Annotated in this window: 16 protein-coding genes; 6 read left to right on the top strand and 10 right to left on the bottom strand. The window is 66.5% G+C overall.

The features are described 5' to 3' along the window. Positions 1–50: 50 nt before the first annotated feature. Positions 51–1,613: an NAD(P)/FAD-dependent oxidoreductase gene (locus HNP02_RS11505; RefSeq protein WP_184438306.1), complete on the top strand. Its 1,563-nt coding sequence runs from the start codon at positions 51–53 to the stop codon at positions 1,611–1,613. Here HNP02_RS11505 and HNP02_RS11500 read toward each other — a convergent pair. The 8 genes from HNP02_RS11500 to pdxH all read right to left on the bottom strand — a co-directional run bounded on the left by HNP02_RS11500 (position 1,547) and on the right by pdxH (position 11,524). Next, positions 1,547–4,768, bottom strand: coding sequence for an adenylate/guanylate cyclase domain-containing protein (locus HNP02_RS11500; protein WP_184438304.1), 3,222 nt, complete (start codon positions 4,766–4,768; stop codon positions 1,547–1,549). The genes HNP02_RS11505 and HNP02_RS11500 overlap by 67 nt on opposite strands. Before the next feature lie 88 nt (positions 4,769–4,856). Further along, positions 4,857–5,276 carry a MarR family winged helix-turn-helix transcriptional regulator gene (locus tag HNP02_RS11495; RefSeq protein WP_184438302.1) on the bottom strand — a complete coding sequence of 140 codons (420 nt, stop codon included), beginning with the start codon at positions 5,274–5,276 and terminating at the stop codon, positions 4,857–4,859. After that, positions 5,266–6,705 carry an MFS transporter gene (locus HNP02_RS11490; RefSeq protein WP_184438928.1) on the bottom strand — a complete coding sequence of 480 codons (1,440 nt, stop codon included), beginning with the start codon at positions 6,703–6,705 and terminating at the stop codon, positions 5,266–5,268. Before HNP02_RS11490 ends, HNP02_RS11495 begins: the two co-directional genes overlap by 11 nt. A 92-nt stretch (positions 6,706–6,797) precedes the next feature. Beyond that, positions 6,798–8,102 carry a citrate synthase gene (locus HNP02_RS11485; RefSeq protein WP_184438300.1) on the bottom strand — a complete coding sequence of 435 codons (1,305 nt, stop codon included), beginning with the start codon at positions 8,100–8,102 and terminating at the stop codon, positions 6,798–6,800. A 69-nt stretch (positions 8,103–8,171) separates the two neighbouring features. Beyond that, positions 8,172–8,843, bottom strand: a complete 672-nt coding sequence (locus tag HNP02_RS11480; RefSeq protein WP_184438291.1) for a TetR/AcrR family transcriptional regulator — start codon at positions 8,841–8,843, stop codon at positions 8,172–8,174. Further along, positions 8,836–9,507 (bottom strand): TetR family transcriptional regulator, encoded by a 672-nt coding sequence (locus HNP02_RS11475; RefSeq protein ID WP_184438289.1) that lies wholly within the window; start codon positions 9,505–9,507, stop codon positions 8,836–8,838. Before HNP02_RS11475 ends, HNP02_RS11480 begins: the two co-directional genes overlap by 8 nt. 34 nt (positions 9,508–9,541) lie before the next feature. Continuing rightward, positions 9,542–10,813, bottom strand: a complete 1,272-nt coding sequence (locus HNP02_RS11470) for an MFS transporter (RefSeq protein ID WP_184438287.1) — start codon at positions 10,811–10,813, stop codon at positions 9,542–9,544. Next, on the bottom strand, positions 10,814–11,524 hold the full coding sequence (pdxH, locus tag HNP02_RS11465) for a pyridoxamine 5'-phosphate oxidase (RefSeq protein ID WP_309241515.1): 711 nt from the start codon (positions 11,522–11,524) through the stop codon (positions 10,814–10,816). 83 nt (positions 11,525–11,607) lie between these two features. Here pdxH and HNP02_RS11460 point away from each other — a divergent pair, with 83 nt between their 5' ends. Next, a complete protein-coding gene (locus HNP02_RS11460) occupies positions 11,608–12,735 on the top strand; it encodes a citrate synthase 2 (RefSeq protein WP_184438285.1) in 1,128 nt (375 codons plus the stop codon). Beyond that, positions 12,732–13,340, top strand: coding sequence for a maleylpyruvate isomerase family mycothiol-dependent enzyme (locus HNP02_RS11455; protein ID WP_184438283.1), 609 nt, complete (start codon positions 12,732–12,734; stop codon positions 13,338–13,340). Before HNP02_RS11460 ends, HNP02_RS11455 begins: the two co-directional genes overlap by 4 nt. Here HNP02_RS11455 and HNP02_RS11450 read toward each other — a convergent pair. Then, positions 13,271–14,707, bottom strand: coding sequence for a cytochrome P450 (locus HNP02_RS11450; protein WP_184438281.1), 1,437 nt, complete (start codon positions 14,705–14,707; stop codon positions 13,271–13,273). The genes HNP02_RS11455 and HNP02_RS11450 overlap by 70 nt on opposite strands. Positions 14,708–14,850: 143 nt before the next feature. Here HNP02_RS11450 and HNP02_RS11445 point away from each other — a divergent pair, with 143 nt between their 5' ends. Beyond that, a complete protein-coding gene (locus HNP02_RS11445; protein WP_184438271.1) occupies positions 14,851–15,303 on the top strand; it encodes a VOC family protein in 453 nt (150 codons plus the stop codon). 512 nt (positions 15,304–15,815) lie between these two features. On the opposite strand, the gene HNP02_RS11440 is transcribed toward HNP02_RS11445, so the two are convergent. Further along, positions 15,816–18,194, bottom strand: a complete 2,379-nt coding sequence (locus tag HNP02_RS11440) for a family 1 glycosylhydrolase (RefSeq protein WP_309241514.1) — start codon at positions 18,192–18,194, stop codon at positions 15,816–15,818. Here HNP02_RS11440 and HNP02_RS43670 point away from each other — a divergent pair. Next, positions 18,187–18,543: a hypothetical protein gene (locus tag HNP02_RS43670; protein WP_309241513.1), complete on the top strand. Its 357-nt coding sequence runs from the start codon at positions 18,187–18,189 to the stop codon at positions 18,541–18,543. The genes HNP02_RS11440 and HNP02_RS43670 overlap by 8 nt on opposite strands. Positions 18,544–18,642: 99 nt before the next feature. Beyond that, positions 18,643–20,256, top strand: coding sequence for an HNH endonuclease signature motif containing protein (locus HNP02_RS11435; RefSeq protein ID WP_184438267.1), 1,614 nt, complete (start codon positions 18,643–18,645; stop codon positions 20,254–20,256). The last annotated feature ends 2 nt before the right edge of the window (positions 20,257–20,258 follow it).

Below are 20,258 nucleotides of genomic sequence, written 5' to 3'. Positions count from 1 at the left end.
GCTTCGCTCGCCTCGGTGACATCTCCCGTCGCTTCGCTCGCCTCGGTGACATGACGTCGGACGATCGCTTCGACGTCGTCATCATCGGCGGCGGTCACAACGGCCTCGTCGCCGCGGCCTACCTGGCGCGAGCGGGCCGCACGGTGCGGGTACTCGAGCGGCTGAATCACGTCGGGGGCGCCGCCGTCTCGGCGCACGCGTTCGACGGCGTGGACGCCCGGCTGTCGCGCTACTCCTACCTCGTCAGCCTGCTGCCGAAGCGCATCCTCGACGATCTCGGGGCCCGGGTTCGGCTGTCCCGCCGCCGCGATTCGTCCTACACCCCGAACCCCGCGACCGCGGGTGAGACCGGCCTGCTGGTGGGGCGGCACAGTACGTTCGACGCCGTCGGCGCGGCCGATGATCAACCGGGTTTCGACGAGTTCTATCGCCGCTGCCGCACCGTCACCGGGCGGCTGTGGCCGACGTTGACCGAGCCGCTGCAGACCAGACGCACCTCGCGGGACCACGTGCTGGCATGTGGCGATCCCGACGCCGCCACCGCATGGGACGAGATGATCGCCAGGCCCATCGGCGACGCGATCACCGGTGCGGTGCGCAACGACCTGGTCCGCGGCGTGATGGCCACCGACGCGTTGATCGGTACCTTCGCCCGCACCGACGACCCGTCACTGGCGCAGAACGTGTGCTTCCTCTACCACCTGCTCGGCGGCGGCACCGGCGACTGGGACGTCCCGATCGGCGGCATGGGCGCGGTGAGTGGCGCGCTCGCCGCAGCGGCATTCGGGCATGGCGCCGACATCGTCACCGGCGCCGACGTTCACGCGCTCACCCCCGACGGCGAGGTCACCTACCGCCACGACGGGACCGAACGCCGGATCCACGGGCAGACCGTGCTGGCCGGGGTGACCCCGACGGTTCTGGCGCGGCTACTCGGCGAACCGGAGCCCACGCAGGCGCCGGGCGCTCAGGTCAAGGTAAACCTGATGCTGCGACGACTACCGCGGCTGCGTGACGAAACCGTGCGTCCCGAACAGGCTTTCAGCGGCACCTTCCACATCAACGAGAACCTCAGCCAACTCGACGCCGCATACGACCGGGCCGTCGCAGGTGCGGTGCCCGATCCACTGCCGTGTGAGATCTACTGCCACTCGCTGAGAGATCCGACGATCCTGTCCGACGAACTCTCGCGTTCAGGCGCGCAGACTCTCACGGTGTTCGGCCTGCACACCCCGCATCATCTTCTGGCAGGCGCCGATCCCGACGACGTGCGGGCACGACTGACCGACGCCGTCCTGACATCGCTGGATTCCGTTCTCGCCGAGCCCATCCGGGACGTGGTGATGAACGACGCGCACGGCAGACCCTGCATCGAGGCGAAGACCACGGCGGATCTGGAGGACGCGCTCGGCATGACGGCGGGCAACATCTTCCACGGAGCTCTGCGCTGGCCGTTCGTCGAGGACGACGCGCCACTGGAGACTCCTGCCCAGCGCTGGGGGGTGGCCACCCCGCACGACCGAATCCTGTTGTGCGGCTCGGCTTCTCACAGGGGCGGCGCCGTATCGGGGATCGGCGGACACAACGCCGCGATGGCGGTATTGGAGGGATGACCTGCGGCCATCGACTCTGCCAATGCCATGTGACCCTCGAAACCGAGGTTGGTCACCCTCGCCTGGTAGCGGTCGGAAAACTGCCGATACGCCGTGTCATCGCCACGGGCTCTTGCCAGCAACGCCCGAAGCCGGAGCAGCGTGACGTCGCACACCACCAGATCTTGGATGGTCGCGTTCGCTAGTCTCGCGGTCGCCTCCTCCGCCTCCGCCAGGTCGCCATCGGCAGCACGGTCGAGCAATGTCTCCACCAGAATGCTGGTGCACATGACGCTGAATCCGAACTGCCCGTTGGCGAAGATGGTGTCCACCGATGCCCGCATGATCGGAATCGCGTCATCGGCATCACCCTGCCGCACCCGCTCGCGGGCGAGGTAGATCTCGACGATCGGCAGTTCGGTCGCGAAGAACTGCCCACTCAGACACAGGTCGCGCGTTTCGGCGAGGTATCGCAGTCCGCGATCCCGGTCGGTGCCGCTTTCGATGAGGGCGCCGGCGGTGATGTACCTGGTCAGCGCCAACGTGGTGTGATCGCCGGTGTTCACGGCGATCACCAGCGCCTCCTCCAGATCACGAACCGCCGTGGCGTCGGGCAGCAGGACACGGTTGACGATCGCGGAGCCGTACTTGTATACGACGGCGCTGGCGAAGGTGTGCGCGTCGGCATTCCGGGCCATCGCGAGGGCGTCGTCGAAATCGGCTCGCCAGCCCGGAATCCCCAGCCAAAACCGGGCAAGGCCGCGAAACAGGATCGACAGAGACAACGGCGACCCGAGAACGAAACCGCCCTTGGTGACATCACCGTCGGCGAGGTCGATCGCGCGCTGGGTCCAGTGCAGTAGTTCGGTCATCTGACCGGTCTCCTGGTAGACGACCATTGCGCCGAAGGCCAGCCCGACAGTCAGGTCGGGGTCTCCGATCGTCTCGAGCAGAACAGTCTGTTCGGACACCAGTCGGACCGCCTCCGGCGCGCGGCCGTGCAGCATGCACTCCGTGATCTGGCCGAGCATCGCGATGGCCAACGACCGATTGTCACCCGCCGCGGCGCACAGTTCGCGCAGTTCGTCGAAGCCGGAATGAGAGACGTTGGTCGCCGTTCGATACGCGGTGGCGCACAGCAGCGTTCGGGGTGCAATGCGCATCCCCCTGCGATCCGGGTCGTCTGAGGGCAAGGCATCTGCGACTTCTCGCGCCCGGTGCCAGCTGGTGCGCGCGGCGATGATGTCACGGTTGGTCGACCATGCGCCGGCCCGCATGTGCCAGACGTACGCGGCATGGCTCTCACCAGCCGATTCCAGGTGTTCGGCGATCAGCGCGGCGTTCTCGTCGGCCTCCTCGGGATTGCGCTCCGCGATCGACGATGCCAGCCGTCGGTGCAGTTCTGCACGGTCGGCCTTCAGCTGCGACTCGTAGGCCACTGCGCGGATCAACGGGTGGTGAAAGACGTACTCCGAGGGCTGGGTGAACTTCACCTGGTCGATCAACTCGGCCGCGACCAGTTCGTCCACGACGTCGTCGATGCCGAGCGCGACGAGCAGTTCGGTGCCGAACCGGGATCCGATCACCGCCGCGGCGTTCAGCGTGCGCTTGCCCGCGGGGTCGAGGCGATCGATGCGGGCAGCGATGGTCGCGTGCAGGGTCGGCGGGATGGTGACGTCCGTGTACTCGACGTTGCGGACGTACGACCCGCGTCCGCCTCGAAGCGCACCCTGCTCGGCGAGATTACGCACCAGTTCCTGGGCGAAGAAGGGATTGCCTGCCGCTCTCTCCGCGATCGTCCCGGCAAGTACCGCCACCGACGGATCGGTGCCCAGGTGTTCGGCGATCAACGCTGCCGAGTCCGGCCGACTCAGCGGCGCAAGCGCAATCGTCTGGCTACCGGCGACACGGCTCAGAGCCCCACGGTATTCGGGACGATAGGTCACCATCACCAACGACGGGGTCTGCGGAATGACCACCATGAAGTCGGCCAACATCGATTCGCTGACGTCGTCGATCCAGTGGGCGTCCTCGATGACGTAGACGGCCGGTGTCGCTCGGGCCTGCAAGACCGCATTGACCAATGCGGTCAGTCGCCTCCGGCGCGCGTCCGGGTCGATGCTGGGCATGGCCACGTCCGGATTCGCAACCCCAAGGAGGTCGTAGAACAGCAGCATGTCCTGCGGGTCGGCGTCGGGGACCAGAACCTGCAATCGGGTGCGCGCGGTTTCGTCATCGGCTTTGTCGACCCCGGTGGCCGCACGGAGCAGCCGGCCGACGACGTGGAAGGGCACTTCGCGCGCATGTGATTCGCAATACGCGCTGATGACCTCGACGCCCTTCGTGATCGCGATCGACGCGATTTCGCGAACGAAGCGGCTCTTGCCCATTCCGGCAGGGCCAACGACACCGACCACCCCACCGTGTCCGTCGATGGCGCCCTGCAGGATGCCTTCCACCGCCGGTATCTCCCAGCGGCGGCCAACGAGGCTCAGCTCACTCCGGCCGCTCACGCCGGACTGCAGGGTGACGGCCAACAGACGTCGCGCGAGAACGGGATCCTCGCGGCCCTTGATGCGTACCGGCTCAGGGTCACTCAGTTTCACCAGGTCGCCGACGAGCTGCGCGGTCGACTCGGAGACCATCACACCACCCGGCGGAGCGGCGGACTCCATCCGCTGCGCCATCCCGACCTGCTCACCCACGGCGGTGTACGCCGTTGGGCCCGATCCGATTTCACCGGCGATCACCTGACCGGAGTTCAATCCGACCCGCACGGCGAACGTTTCGCCGTCGCGTTGTGCGACGTCCTGAGCCAGATGTGCGGCCTCGCGCTGAATGTTCAACGCCGCCCGACACGCGCGAACAGCGTGGTCTTCCAAGGCGATCGGTGCTCCGAACACCGCCATGAGACCGTCGCCGGTGAACTTGTCGACGGTGCCGCCGTAGTGGCGGACGATGCCGGTGGAAGAATTGAACAGCTCGGTCATGATCTCGCGCAGTCGCTCGGGTCCGAGTTCCGTAGCCAATTCCATGGATCCGACCACGTCGGCGAACAGCACCGTCACCTGCTTGTACTCGGCGGTGCTCGCAGCCGATCCGGCAGGCGCACCGCACGCGTCACAGAAGCGGGCACCCTCCCGTGGTTCAGTGCCGCAGGCCCCGCACGTAGTCATCGTCCTTCCGACCCCCCGCCGGCCCATGATCCGTCAAGGATAGGACGCTGCGGGAATCTGGACCAACGAATAACGAGGCCGTCGTTCGCTAATCCGCGGCCAGCTTGGCCAGGATGGTCTCGAGCGTGCGAAGTTCGGCCCGGGTCAACGCGGCGAACGGGTGCGGGGCGGGGTCGTCGACCTCGTCGATCCTCGTAACCACCTCGCGGCCCCTTTCGGTGAGTGACACCAGCTTTGAGCGACGGTTGGTCGGATCGGCTTCGCGCACGATCAGTCCGCGGTCCTCCAGGTCGTTCAGTGCGACGGTGGTGGCGGGCGCATCCAAGGTGGCGGCCTCGGCGATCTGCTTGGCCGTCATGGCCCGCTTGGCCAGCCTTCGGATCACGCGCACCCTACTGAACGGAAGCCCGCTGGCGTCGACGACGTCGCGCCGCCAGCGGTCGCGGTTGTCGAATACCACGGCGGTCATCGCGCGCCAAACCTCGTCGGCGAGTGGGTTATCCGACACGAGCCTCACATTCCGCGATGACTGGCGTGCCCGCGATCAGGGGCGCGACGCGGTGCGCGGACCGGGCCGCCCGCTGCGACGTCGACAGGAATGCGAGCACGAAGATGACGACGCCGAGCCCTACGCACACGAACCACAGCGGTCGCGACGCTGCGGCGAAGTCGCCGCCCGTATGCGCCAGCGCTCCTCCGGCGACCGAGCCACACAGCGCCACACCGATGCTGACGCCGATCTGCCGACTGGTGGACGTCACGGCAGATGCCGCGCCTGCGCGGTCCAACGGCATCCCGCTGACCGCCGCGTTGGTGATGGGCGCGTTGACCATCGAGAAGCCGATGCCGTACACCGCGAAGATGCAGAGCAGCGCCCACACCGCGGTCGTCGCGGTCAGGAACGACAGCATTGCCGACGCAATGGTGATGAGCGCGCCGGCCACCACCAGTGAGGGACGGGCGCCGTGCTTGCCGACCAGTCGCCCGGACAGCGGGGAGAACAGCAGCGCTCCGATCGCGATCGGAAGGTAGATCAAGCCGGTGTGCAGAGCACTGAAGTGCCGCTCGGACTGCAAGTACAGCGACATCATGAACAGGAACGCACCCCACGCCGAGAAGGCGCACACCGCGGTCAGGGTCGCGGATGCGAACGGGATGCTTCGGAAGAAGCGCAGGTCGATGAAGGGGTCGTGGCGCCTGGCCTCGTAGCGCAGGAAGGCGATGAAGGCCAGCACCGCGGCGACCGCCACCCCGATGACGCGAGGGTTGGTCCAGCCGAGGCCGGGGCCTTCGATGAGCGCGAACACCACGCCGAACAGGAACACCACGGCAAGCGCCTGGCCGATCGGGTCGACGTTGCGCATCGTCAACGACTTGGTCTCGGGCACGAAGACCGCGGTCAGCACGATGGCCGCCACACAGATCGGCAGGTTGATCCAGAACACCGCCCGCCAGCTGATCAGCTCGATCAGCAGGCCGCCGACCGTCGGCCCCAAAGCCATCGAGATGCCGACCACCGCGCCCCAGACCCCCAGGGCGCGGGCGCGCTCGACGCGACCTGTGAAGACTTGCGAGATGATGGACAGCGCAACGGGATTCATCATCGAACCACCGATTGCCTGCAGGAAGCGCGCAGCGATCAGTGTGTCGACGTTGGGCGCCAGGCTGCACAGCAGCGAGCTCACCGCGAACACGGTGAGACCGATCTGGAACACCCGCCTTCGGCCGAACCGGTCCCCCATCGCACCGGCCAGCATCAGCAGCGACGCCAGCACCAAGGTGTAGACGTCGAGCACCCACTGCAGCTGCGACGGTGACGCGCCAAGATCCTCGCGGATGTTCGGGACCGCGACGTTCACGATCGTCGCGTCCATCGAGACGATGAGCAGGCTCAGGCAGCAGGACATCAGCACGATGACCTTGCGGCGCGGGCTCAGCGTCCCGATGGTTTCATTCACACAACTATTGTGAAACTACAACTATCTTCGATGCAAGCGAGATTGGCGTGAGTTGGGTCTCGCAGAAAGAACTAGCGGCCGGAGATGGCGCCGTAGTCGCGCTCGGTGTAGCCGGTGTAGATCTGCCGCGGCCTGCCGATCTTGCCGCCGGGCTCCTGGTGCATCTCTTGCCAGTGCGCGATCCAGCCGGGCAGCCGGCCCAGCGCGAACAGCACCGTGAACATCCGGGTCGGGAACCCGAGGGCGCGGTAGATCACACCGGTGTAGAAGTCGACGTTCGGGTACAGCTTGCGCTCGATGAAGTACTCGTCGGTCAGCGCGACCTCTTCGAGCGCCTTGCCGATGGCCAGCAGATCGTCGTCACCGCCGAGCTTGCCGAGGATCTTGTCGGCCTGCTCCTTGACGATGCGCGCCCGCGGGTCGTAGTTCTTGTAGACCCGGTGGCCGAAGCCCATGAGCTTGACGCCGTCTTCCTTGTTCTTGACCTTCTTGACGAATTCGTGGACGTCGCCGCCCTGCTTGCGGATGTCCTCGAGCATCTCGAGCACCGCCTGGTTGGCGCCGCCGTGCAGCGGACCCCACAGTGCGTTGATGCCGCCGGAGATCGACGTGAACAGGTTGGCCTGCGACGAGCCGACCAGGCGCACCGTCGACGTCGAGCAGTTCTGTTCGTGGTCGGCGTGCAGGATCAAGAGCATGTCCAGTGCCCGAACGATCTCGGGATCTACTTCATACGGCTCGGCGGGGAATCCGAACGTCATCCGGAGGAAGTTCTCGACCAGGGTCAACGAGTTGTCCGGGTACAGGAACGGCTGGCCGACCGACTTCTTGTAGGCGTAGGCGGCGATGGTGGGCAGCTTTGCCAGCAGCCGGATCGTCGACAGCTCGACCTGCGCCTTGTCCAGGGGATCGAGCGAGTCCTGGTAGTACGCCGACAGCGCGTTGACGGCGCTGGACAGCACCGGCATCGGGTGGGCGTTGCGCGGGAAGCCGTCGAAGAAGCGCTTGAGGTCCTCGTGCAGAAGGGTGTGCCGCTGGATCTGGTTGGTGAACGTCTCCAGCTGATCGGTGGTCGGCAGCTCGCCGTAGATCAGCAGGTAACTGACTTCGATGAAGGTCGACTTCTCCGCCAGCTGCTCGATCGGGTAGCCGCGATACCGCAGAATGCCCGCGTCACCGTCGATGTAGGTGATGGCGCTCTTGGTGGCCGACGTGTTCACGAAACCGCCGTCGAACGTGGTGTATCCGGTCTTGGCCAGCAGCGATCCCAGGGCGATGCCGTCGGACCCCTCGGTCGCCTGCACGATCTCCAAGTCGATCTCACCACCCGGATAACCGAGCTTGGCGACCTCTCCGGAATTGGAGTTTTCGGGCACGTTAACCCCTTCTGCGGTTGTCGACTGCAACAGAGCTGTCCGTCACTAGAGAAAGTAGTCGCTTCGTACTTAGCGCGCTTGCGGGGGGCTGGAGTCGGGTTCTCGCTCGGGTTGTCCCCATGGTGACCAGGACCTGCGGAACAGCTCGAAGCTCGCGCACATCCGGTCGCAGACGATTCTCGACTCGATCGGTTCGTTGCCGGGCTGACCTAGGCCGGCGAACGACGCGGCGAACAGCAACGTCCAGACGTCGGTCACCATGCGCACCGCCGGATGGTCGGGCGGCTGGCCCATCCGTCTGCTGAGCACGGCCACGGAGGCATTGGCCGAGGCCCGTTGGAACGCGAACGCCGAGGCGTTCAACGACGAGGACGCGTTGACGATCTGGATCAGCACCGCCATCCCCTTGAAGGCCTGCGTCTGGTGGTCCAGCGCTGGACCGAACACCTCGAGATGCGCGCGCAACAGCGCCTCGTATTCGGTGATGTCGGTGGGCTGATGCTCGAGCGCCCCGGCGATGTGGGCGTCGAGTTCGTCGGCGATGGCGGCGATGACGGAGTCCTTGGTCGGGAAGTACCGGCTGAACGTCCGTGGCGCGACGTCGGCGGCGGCGGCGATCTGCTCGACCGTGGTGTTGTCGAACCCCTGCCGAAGGCAAAGCTCGGCCGCCGCCTCTATCAGGGTCGCGCGCGTCCGCAGCTTCTTGCGTTCCCGTAGTCCGGACACCGAGGTTTCAGCCATACACCGACTCGTAGTCGACCGTCGGTGCCGGCAGATCCGATGTGATGAGCGCCAGCTGGCCGAACGCCTCGTTGATGCGATCCACCATGACCATCGGGCCCAACCGGAACGTGTCGGTATCGGTGATGAGATCACCACAGGCGGTCACGACCGTCGACGCGAAGATGGATGCGACCAAACGCCTGCGGCGGTCGTCGACGTCGACGCCCATCCGCTTGGCCAGGATCACCTCGGTCACCTCGTGCCGGTATTCGAAGGCGGACCTCCGGAGCGTGTCGGAGGCGTTGATGACGCGCAACATGAGGATGATCCGCTCCGTGGTCAGCCTGCCGACCTGCCGGCTCGCCACCCGCATCAGAACCGCCACGTGCGCCTGCCGCAACGCCTCGAGGGGACCGACATCCGCTGGCACCGTCTCGAGTTCGATCGACACCTCGTGGGAGTAGTCCTCGACGAGGGTCATGAACGCAGCGTCCTTCGTCGCGAAGTACCGACTGAACGTGCGCGGCGACACATCGGCCGCCGCCGCGATCTGTTCGACCGTCGTGCTCTCGTAACCGTTGCGCAGACAGAGCTCCATCGCCGCATCGATCAGAATCGCGCGAGTCCGTAGTTTCTTTCGCTCGCGCAAGCCGGGGACCGAGTCCTCCGGGAATTCAGCCACGCGCGGAATATTAACTCCCCTATCTATGAAAAGCTTAAGTCGCTAGACCGGTTACGCGATAGCGCACGAACGCAGGGACCACCAGTGCGGCGACGACGACGCCGATCACGACCAGCACACCGCCGCCCGTCGCGGCCACCGCCGTCCCCACCGCAGCCGCGGCGGCCCCGTGTAGTGCATCAGCCAGCCGTGGCCCGCCTGCGACGACGACGGTGAAGACTCCTTGCAACCGCCCGCGCAGTTCGTCGGACGCCGCCTGTTGAAGGATGGACTGCCGGAATGCGGACGACACCATGTCCGCCGCCCCGCCGATAGCTAGAAACGCCAAGGCAATCCAAAGCCAGGTGTGCGCGGACCCATGGGCGAGCCAGCTGGCAACCCCGAAACCGGCTATCGCCACACCCCACACGCCGACCGCGACCACCACCGCGAGACCTTGACGCCGGATCCGCGGCAACCACCCGGAGAACACTCCGCCCGCCACCGCACCCACCGCCATCGAGGCGGCAAGCAAGGCCATGGTCGTGCCGCCCTCGATCGGGCCGCCGAAGCTCTGGTGAGCCATCTGGGGGAAGAGCGCCCGCGGCATGCCGAGGATCATCGCGATCAGGTCGACCACGAACGACATCAACACCACCCGGTTGCCAGCCAGATACCGGAAGCCGTCGAGTACCGCGGCGAACCCCCACTGGCCGGTCTTCTGCTGGGACGTGAGGGGCATCGGCGTCAGCCGGAACGTCGCCCAGATCGGCAGCACACACGTGATGGCGTCGATCACGTACAGCGTGGACAGGTCCACCCAGCGCAACATCACCCCGGCGAGCAACGGCCCGACGATCGCGCCGAATTGAAACACCGTCATGTTCAGCGAGTTGGCTGCTGGCAATTGGTCGCCGGGAATCATCCGCGGGATCGCAGCCGACCGGGTCGGCGAGTTGACCGCGTAAAACGCCTGCTGGAACGACAGCAGGCACAGCACGACCCAGACGTTGTTCAGCTCCAGCGCCGACTGCAACCACAGCAGCACCGACGCCACCGCCAGCCCACAAGAGGTGATGATCAGAAGCAGCCTGCGGTCCATCGCGTCGGCCCATGCACCGCCCCACAACCCGAACACGACGAGGGGGACGAGGGCGAAGACACCGGCAAGCCCGACATACGCCGAGTTCTGCGTCAGCGCATAGAGCTGTACCGGCACCGCGAAGATCGTGAGGTTGCCGCCGATGACGGTGACGATTCCGGCAAGCCACAGCCGGCGGAAGTCGAGTGTCCGTAACGGTGTCGTGTCGGCGAAGAGCCGCGCCACCTAGGGTTGCAACCGCTCGACGCCAGCGCCCGTCACGCGAATTCTGTTGTGCACCCGATTCTCCCGGCCCTGCCAGAACTCGACGACCTCCGGTGCGATGAGGTAACCACCCCAATTCGGGGGCACTGGGACGGCGTCGAGGTCGGCGAACCTTTCCGTGACGTCGGCCAGCTGCCCCAGCAGCGCGGCGCGCGACGCGATCGGCTGGGACTGGTGCGACGCCCACGCCCCGAGCTGCGAGCCGCGCGGGCGCTTCGACCAGTAGTCGGCCGTGTTCTCCTGAGACACCTTGGTCACCGGGCCGCGGACGTGTACCTGGCGGCCGAGGGCAAACCACGGGAAGGTCGCCGAGGCGTACGGCGTCGTAGCGAGTTGCTCGCCCTTCTCGGAGTCATAGTTCGTGAAGAACGTGATGCCGGTTTCGTCCACGCTCTTGCACAACACCGTGCGGGTGACCGGCCTTCCCGCTGCGTCGACGGTGCCGATCACCATCGCGTTCGCCTCGCTGACGTCCGCGGCCTGGGCATCGGCCAACCACTTGCGCAGCAAGACAACCCATCCATCGGGATCCTGGCCGATCCAGTCGGCATCGAGGTCGGGGCTGCCGTCCTTCTCCACCGAGCCGTACTCCACTCGCATCCGCGCCAGCTCTTCGCTCCTGCCCTCCGAAGAATCTTCCCGGGTCGCTTCGCTCCTGCCCTCCGAATTCACGTGCTCGACGCTACGCCCGCGGGCTCCCCATTTCTTACCCACCGGTAGTGACGGCAGCGGGCCTTGGTGCGAGAATCTGGCCCATGACTGCTGTGCCCGACGGCTTCGTCGAGGGACTCGAAGGCGTCGTGGCCTTCACCACCGAGATCGCGGAACCCGACAAGGACGGTGGGGCGCTTCGGTACCGCGGCGTCGACATCGAGGACCTGGTCGCCAGCCACGTCACGTTCGGCGACGTGTGGGCCCTTCTGGTCGACGGCCGATTCGGCCACGGGTTGCCGCCCGCAGAGCCCTTCCCACTGCCCATCCACAGCGGCGACGTCCGGGTCGACGTGCAGGCGGGCCTTGCCATGCTCGCCCCGATCTGGGGCTACCTCCCGATCCTCGACATCGACGAGACCACCGCCCGCGATCAGCTGGCGCGGGCGTCGGTGATGGCGCTGTCGTACGTCGCGCAATCCGCCCGCGGCATCCACCAGCCCGCCGTGCCGCAGCGCAACATCGACGAATGCACAACCGTGACAGAGCGATTCATGACCCGATGGCAGGGCGATCCCGACCCCAAGCACGTCGAGGCCATCGACGCCTACTGGGTGACCGCGGCCGAGCACGGCATGAATGCATCGACGTTCACCGCGCGCGTGATCGCCTCCACCGGGGCGGACGTGGCCGCCGCGCTGTCCGGGGCAGTCGGCGCGATGAGCGGGCCCCTGCACGGCGGAGCGCCTGCGCGGGTCCTTCCGATGGTCGACGAGGTCGAGCGCAGCGGCGATGCCCGCGCCGTGGTCAAGGGCGTCCTCGACCGCAAGGACAAGTTGATGGGTTTCGGCCACCGGGTGTACCGCGCCGAGGACCCGCGCGCCCGGGTACTGCGCGCCACCGCCAAGCGACTGGAGGCGCCGCGCTTCGAGGTGGCCGCCGCGTTGGAACAGGCCGCGCTGGCCGAACTGCGGGAACGACGGCCCGACCGCGCCATCGAGACCAACGTCGAGTTCTGGGCTGCCGTGATCCTCGACTTCGCCAAGGTGCCGCCCAAGATGATGCCCGCGATGTTCACCTGCGGCAGGACCGCCGGCTGGTGCGCGCACATCCTCGAGCAGAAGCGGCTCGGCAAGCTGGTCCGCCCGTCGGCCATCTACGTCGGCCCGGCCCCGCGCAGCCCGGAGTCCGTGGAGGGCTGGGACGAGATCTCGTTGCCTTCGGCGTCGTGATCGCGGCGACATTCGCCTCCGCGGCAACGGCATTCGCGAGGCTGGTGCACGACATCCCGGCGTCGAAGTGGGACGGTCCAGGGCTGGGTGACTGGGACCTGCGCTCGCTCGTCGGGCACACGACGCGGTCCCTGATCACGGTCAGCACCTACCTGCACACTACCGCCGAACGCGAAGATCTCGCCGGTCCGGTCGAGTATTACGTGTATGCAAGGGATTTCGCGTCCAACGCGGGCGCCGAGGCAGTGACCGAACGTGGTCGCCAGGCGGGCCGCGAGCTGGGCAGCGATCCGGCGGCGACCGTCGATCACCTGGTCGCGAAGGCGCTCGACGACCTCGAGGCGGTGGACGATCCGCTGATCGTCGTCATCGGTGGTGTCGGCATCCGGTTGAGCTCGTACCTTCCCACCCGCACGTTCGAGATGGCCGTGCATGGGCTCGACATCGCCAGGGCCACGGGCGTGGACTTCGCGGTGCCCGAGGAGGCCCTGGTGGAGGTCGCGGTGCTGGCCACGCGCGTCGGGGTGGCGCTGGGTCAGGGTGAGACCGTGCTCTCTGCGCTCACGGGCCGCACCGCGTTGCCAACGGCGTTCTCCGTCGTGTAGGCGGGTCTGCGGGTCACCCGCGCCGGGACCGGTCCATCCGCCACCGTCGTGAACGGCGTCGCCATGGCGAATTCCGCTTGCGTGGAGCGGATTTCGACCGTGCGGACGATGGTCGCCAGGGCAAGCGCGAGTTCGAGCATCGCGAAGTGGTCGCCGACGCAGGTCCGCGGGCCTGCCCCGAAGGGCAGGTATTGCCAGCGGTCGATGCTCTTTGCGAGCTCGGGGCGGAACCGGTCGGGGTCGAACTCCGTCGCCCGTTCCCAGAGCCGGGGGTCGCGCTGAATGGCGTACACGCCGACGGTCACCATCGAGCCTGCCTTCGCCCGGTAACCGTCCACCTCGATGTCCTTGGTCAGCAGTCGCGCGTTCGCTGCGCCAGGCGGACAGAGCCGAAGCGCCTCGTGGAGCACCTGAACGGTGTAGCCGAGACTCGGTACGTCGTCCGGGGTCAGTTGCCGGTCTCCGATGGCGTCGACCTCCGCCCGAAGCCGGTCTTGAAGCTCGGGATGCCTGCCGAGTTGCCACAGTGCGTACGCCATGGTCGTCGCCGTGGTGTCGTGGCCGGCACTGATGAAGACGATCAGTTCGTCTCGGATCTCGTCGTCGGTCAACTGGCGACCGGTCGCGGGATCGGCGGCGCCCATGAGCGCACGGACCAGCGGCGCATCGCGGTCCGGATCCTCACGACACGACTTCAACACGTCAGCGGCGAGGCGGCGCAGGTCCGCACTCGCTGCACGAGCGCGGCGGTTCTTTCGGGTGGGCACCCAGCGCGGCAGGTGCAACGGAGACGTGCCGCGATCGGCGATGTACTCGACCACGATCCGAAGCGGTTCTGAGAGCCGGTCGGCCTGCTCGTCGAGGTCGAGCCCCAGGACCGAACGCCCCAACGCCCGCATGGTCAGCCTGCGACACTGGACGTCGAGGTCGATGTCGCGGTCGGATTCCCAACTCGTGGCGATCGCCTCGGCCGCCTGTGCCATGTCGTTGCCGTAGCCGCGCACGTGCTTCTTGGTGAACAACGGCTGGAGCAACCGGCGCCTGGGTAGCCATTCATCGTGTTTCATCACGAAGAGGCTGGCGCCGATGCTCTTGCGCAATTCGCCGTGCATGTTGGTGCGCTCGACGATGGCGTCTGAAGTGCCGAGCACGTCGTGCGCGCCCTGCGGCGAGGTGATGACCACCAACTCCGGCACGAGCCACGACGGCCCCAGCTTGATGCGGGTGACGGGTCCACCCGCGTCGCGAAGCTCCTCGATGCCGGTGTGGAACCGGCGCACCACCTTCAGCGACTGCCGCAGTGGCAACGGGTTCCGCGGCGGGAGGGGCAGCGTCGCGAGGTCGACGTTCTGGCCTGTGTTGAGCATGGGTCCAGCATTGCGGCGGACGACACCGCGACCTCGAGTAGTCGGCTACCCGAGTTCCGCCGAATCGGCGACGATGAGAATCTGCCCGCCGGGCAGTCAGTACACGTGTCCCGCCCGGATCGCTCACCCCGAGGAGAATCTCCATGGCAATCGAAGTTCAGCCCGCCCTATCCCCGCACCTCGTCGTCGACGATGCCGCAGCCGCCATCGACTTCTACGTGAAGGCGTTCAATGCCACCGAAATCGGCCGCGTCCCCGGTCCCGACGGCAGGCTCATCCATGCGGCCCTGAAGATCAACGGCGCGACGGTCATGCTCAACGACGACTTCCCCGAGATGAACGACGGCAAGTCGACCACGCCCACCGCGCTCGGCGGCACCCCGGTGACCATCCACCTCACCGTCACCGACGTCGACGCCAAGTTCCAGCAGGCCATCGACGCAGGCGCCACCGTGGTCGCACCGCTGGAAGATCAGTTCTGGGGTGACCGCTACGGCCTGCTGCGCGACCCGTTCGGCCACCAATGGTCGCTCGGTCAGCCGATGCGCGAGGTCAGCATGGAGGAGCTCGCAGAGGCGATGAAACAGCAGCAGTAGCCCCCTCTCGGCGACATTGTTTGGGATCGGTAGCCGCTTGGCCGTTGTCTACTTGCTTCAAGGCCGACCGCGGCCCACCAGCAACGACAGGAGCCAGCCATGAATCGAGTGTCGCCATTTTCGCGTGTTCCCTGGACACGGCGACTCATCATGGGGTTGGCAGGCACTGCATTGGTGGCCGGCGGCCTGGGTTTGGCCGTGGGCGAAGGTACCGCCCAGGCCCAGCCCGGTGCTCCATTCGTCGCGGACGACAACGGTTGGGGCCCGCCACAACACTGGTGCCCTGGGCAACTACCTCTTCCGGCAACCGGTAATCACATAACAGACCCTCTCAACTGGGACTGGAATGTCTGCCACACCTACTACTTCCTCTGGTCGGGGATGGGCAACGTCTCCAACATGATCTGGGACGGAGACAATCCCCCACCGAGGCCGCCTCCTCCGGTTGGCCTCTATTGCGATCCCGGGACATTCGCGAATTGCCGGATAAGTGACCACCCGTGAACCACGCCCTAGACGACGCCAGGTAGGTAGAGCGCCAACAGGCTGGTGGGCAACGCGTTGTTCGTGGCGATCTGGCTGATCGCCGAGATGCTTGCTGGCTTCGGGGTGCGTTCCAGATCGGGTGTCGTCGGATCGGACCCGTACAGGCCGAACTGCAGGCCGTAGCCGTTGGCCCACTCGAGGTTGTCGACCAGCGACCAATAGGTGTAGCCGCGGATGTCCATCCCGTGCGCCACCAGGTCCTGCACGACGGCGATGTGGTTGACGATGTAGGACGGCCGTTTGGAGTCGTTGGCGTCGGCGATGCCGTTCTCGGTGATCCAGACCGGCTTGCCGTAGGACGCGGCGGTCTCGAGGACCTCGCGGAAACCACCCGGGTCGGTGGGCTGGTTGAAGTCGCTGCACGTCGGCGACTCGGCCGCGCACCGGCCCGGAATGCCTTGCAGCCATGGGATTCCCGGGATGAGCGGGAGGCCGAAGCCCTGCATCGGCTGCGAGCCGTAGTACTGCACCCCGATGAAGTCCGCCTTGTCCATGAAGTCGGCGTGTATCTCGTCGGATGTCTTGATGCCGTCCAGGTTGGCGTCCACCCAGCCGTCGATCACTGCCCTCGGGAACCAGTTGTTGTAGAAGTCGTTCCAGGCGTTGGCCGCCTGCACGTCGAGCGGATTCACCGGATTGGCCGGGCGTGCCGGGATCATGTTGTTGGCGAACCCGACGAAGGCCGCCTGCTGCCCCGGGGTGGCGGCGGTGGTGTCCCAAGCGTGGATCGCGTCGTACGCGCCCACGTAACCCTTGGCCTCGTTTACCAGGAAGGTCGAGGCGAGGTCCGGCCTGATCACACCGGGCGGCCAGCTCGGGACGACACCCGGTATGGACAGGTACTGGGTCAGCACCGGCGGCACCGGCTCGTTGAGCACCGTCCAGTTGTCCACCTGATCGCCGTACTTCCACGCGACATATGCGGCGTACTTCTCGAATTCGGCAGGGGTCGACGGCGACAGCCACCCGGCCGTCGGTGCAGGCAACCCGAGCTGGGCCAGCAGCCGCGTCGTGGTCGGGTCGTTCACCCACGACGGCAGGGTGAAGTGGTTGACCGTGATCAGCGGTTCCAGGTGATGGTCGATCAGGGAGTCGAACACGTCGCGGTAATGCTGGACCTCGGCCTGGTTGGCCAGCAGGTCCATGGCCTGTAGATCGGCGAGGCTGACACCGCCGCCTTCATCCGAGATGTCAATGGATGCAGTGGAACTCGGGAAGATGCGGCTCCACTCGATGCCCATCCGGAACGTATTCATGCCGAGTTCGTCGTGAGCTAGTTGTGCGTCGCCGTCATACGAGACGTAGGTGCCTGGCCCGTTTTCTGGAACCCCGTGGGTGAGTCCCAGGAGCTGGTTGATCGGGTCGTGCACCCACTTGTACCAGTCGGAGTTGGGATCCACCGGTGAGCCGGGGCCGCCCTCGGCCTGGAATCCCGCAGTCGCCACACCCCAGTGGAAGCTGGCGGGGAACGACAGGTCGACGCCGGCCACCGGATCGACGTTGACCGTGATCGTCTGCGCCACCGCATCGCCGCCGCCGGGATTGATGAAGTTGCCAAGGATCGGCACCAACTTGAGCAACCCGAGCGGGCCGTGCACGTGGAAGCCTGCGGCCTCGTCGCTGACCACGACCGTGAACTGATCGACTCCGCCGACCGCGGCCATCGCGTTCATGGGGCGGTAGGTGAAGTTGCCGTCCTGATCGATCTCGAGCGTTCCGCCGTTCTGTGGCCTTCCGATGACGGTGTAGGTGAGCGGGTCGCCGTCCGGGTCGACGGCGCCGATGTTGCCGGTGATCAGCCCGTTCGTTTGTGGGTTGATCACCGGGGTGACGGTTGGCGACTCGTTGAAGAGTTCGCGACGCACCCAGGCCAGCAGCGCCCACGGCGACGGATCGGTCGGTAGCGCAGGAAGGCCTGAGGCGAACGGGCTCAACAGCGCGTTGACGAAACCCGTCACCAATCCCGACACGTAGGTCACCACCGTGAGCGGGTCGAACGCGGTCGGCCACGGTCGCAGGGATGGGACGACGGGTTCGGTCGCTGCGGCGCTCAGCAGTTGAGCGGGTGATGACATTGTCTGTGCCGCAAGCGAAGTCACGTGCAACGGCTCCGACTCGTCGGCGCCCTCCGACGACGTGTCGACCTTCACCGCGGCGGCGTCGACCTTGCTAGTGGGCGTGTCGACGGGACGAGCCGGGTCGACGGTGTCGGACTTCGCGGTGGGCTTGGGGGTGGCGGGTTCGGGGACGCTGGCCGTCGGCTCGGGCTGCTTAACCGTCTCCTCGACGAGTTCGGACTTCGCTGCCTCCTCCGCATCCCTGGTGTGGGCGCCACCGGTGCCCACCACCACGCCGGGCGGAGCCGAGGTGATCGTCGACCCCGTTGAGGTCGACGGGGTGAACGTCGATGGACCGGACGTCGATGGACTGGACGTAGCCGGTGTGGACGTTGGGCCCGATGTGGGGTCGGCCGGCGGAGTCGATGCGTCCGGGGATTCTGTCGAGCCCTCCGCCTGCTGGCTGCTGGCCGACTCCGACGACGAGGATGAAGACGACGAGGGCGATGACGGTGAATCGGCTCCAGGGGTGTCGGCCCACGCCACCCTCGGGCCGGTCAGAAGCACGGCGCCGACGCCAAGCGCGACGGCCAACGATCCGACTCGCCCCACGTACGCAGCAGCAGCATTCATCTGACTTGCATACGCCGACACCAGAACCACCGCCCTGAATTCAGGAAAGTCGGCCTGTGGATAACTTCGACCCGCGTCGTAGGGCAGTGGCATAATCGAACGTATGTTCGAGACGGCGTGGCCTGACATTCTGGTCGGAGAGATCGAGGACTGCCAGCGTGAGGAGTCCGTCCTCATCTCGCGACGGATGACAGCCATCGCCGCGCTGTTGTGGCATCGCACCGGCGAAGCCGAGGGCACATCGTCTGACGACCCCGGGTATGCGTTGATCACCGGGTTCACCCGGACGTGCGCCGAGGTGTCGGCCGCGATGAACAAGTCCATGATGGCCGCCAACAAGATGGTCGGCCAGGCCGAGGCTCTGGACACCCGACTGCCCGAGGTCCGCAAGTTGCTCGCAACAGGCCGGACCGATTGGTCGACCGTGGCGCTGATCATCACCCGTACCGACCTGGTCGACGATGCATTGATGCCGCAGCTGGATCGGTCGATGGCCGAACGAATCATCAACTGGCAGTGCTGGTCACGGCGCCGCATCATCAACGCACTGGACGCGGCGGTCCAGGACATCGATCCCGAAGCCGCCAAGGAACGCCGCGTCACCGCCGACAACGAGCGCCGCGTGAACGTCACCGCGCAACCCAACGGCATGGCGCGACTCGACGGTGCATTGTCTGCGCCCGCCGCCGCCATCGTCGACAAGCGACTCTCGGAAATGGCGACCTCGGTGTGCACCCATGACACGCGCACCATCGCCCAGCGACGCGCCGACGCACTGGTCGCACTCAGCGAAGGCGGCACACTGGCCTGCAACTGCAATCGAGCCGACTGCCCCGCACGCGTCATCGGCGAGTCGACGGCGCTGCCACGGTTCGTCATCAACGTGATCGCCAGCCAAGAAACCGTCGACGGGTCCAGTGATCAGCCCGGCCATCTCGAGGGCTACGGGGTGATCGACGCCGACCAAGTCCGCCAACTCGCCGAATCTGCCACGCTGCGAATGCTTTCCGAACCCGCGGTGACCGACGCCGCAGCGTTGCGGTATCAACCCGGTGCGGCACTCGAGCGCTGGATCCGGTGTCGCGATCTGTTGTGTTGCTTTCCCGGGTGCGACCGCTCGGCATGGTTCGCCGACATCGATCACACCATCCCCTTCAACCACGTCAGACCCAGCGCTGGCGGGTTGACCGTGCCGAGCAACAACAAGTGCTACTGCCGGCATCACCACCGGATCAAGACGTTTCACGATGGTCCGGGCGGGTGGCGTGATGAGCAGTTTCCCGACGGGACTGTCGTGTTGACGTCGCCGACGGGACGGGTCTATCGCAACACCCCCGCCGGCGCCGAACTCTTTCCCCAGATGCGCGGCCCACGCCCCAAGCCCGGCGGCCCATGCGCCGAACCCGAGCCACGAAGACACAGCCGCCGCCGCGAGAAAACGGCCCGCACCGCACTCGCACGCCGCAAGCTCAATGCGTTGCGCGCGCCCAACGCCGAGACCCGGCGCATCAATCGCGGCCGGTACCTAGAAGTCGATCTGCGCATGTGGCGCAACAACATGCGCAAGACACTTCTGGTCCTCAAGGGCGGCCATCCCAGCACCAGCCCGTGGTGCACCTGGGTCAACGAACCGCTCGAGGACGTCAACATCAGCGCCGACTGGGTGCCGCCTCCCCCACCGCCGCGGACACCCGGCGGCGACAAACCACCGTTCTGATC

The organism is Mycobacterium sp. AZCC_0083 (assembly GCF_014202335.1).
In the GTDB taxonomy this organism is placed as follows: Bacteria; Actinomycetota; Actinomycetes; order Mycobacteriales; family Mycobacteriaceae; genus Mycobacterium.
Note: the sequence above shows the minus strand (reverse complement) of the source record. Positions and strands in the feature narration are given on the sequence as shown.

Coding starts and splice junctions, on each gene's coding strand:
- HNP02_RS11450 (WP_184438281.1), bottom strand. CDS start 14,707: ATGCTCAACACAGGCCAGAACGTCGACCTCGCGACGCTGCCCCTCCCG.
- HNP02_RS11460 (WP_184438285.1), top strand. CDS start 11,608: ATGACTGCTGTGCCCGACGGCTTCGTCGAGGGACTCGAAGGCGTCGTG.
- HNP02_RS11505 (WP_184438306.1), top strand. CDS start 51: ATGACGTCGGACGATCGCTTCGACGTCGTCATCATCGGCGGCGGTCAC.
- HNP02_RS11500 (WP_184438304.1), bottom strand. CDS start 4,768: ATGACTACGTGCGGGGCCTGCGGCACTGAACCACGGGAGGGTGCCCGC.
- HNP02_RS11445 (WP_184438271.1), top strand. CDS start 14,851: ATGGCAATCGAAGTTCAGCCCGCCCTATCCCCGCACCTCGTCGTCGAC.
- HNP02_RS11480 (WP_184438291.1), bottom strand. CDS start 8,843: ATGGCTGAAACCTCGGTGTCCGGACTACGGGAACGCAAGAAGCTGCGG.
- HNP02_RS11435 (WP_184438267.1), top strand. CDS start 18,643: ATGTTCGAGACGGCGTGGCCTGACATTCTGGTCGGAGAGATCGAGGAC.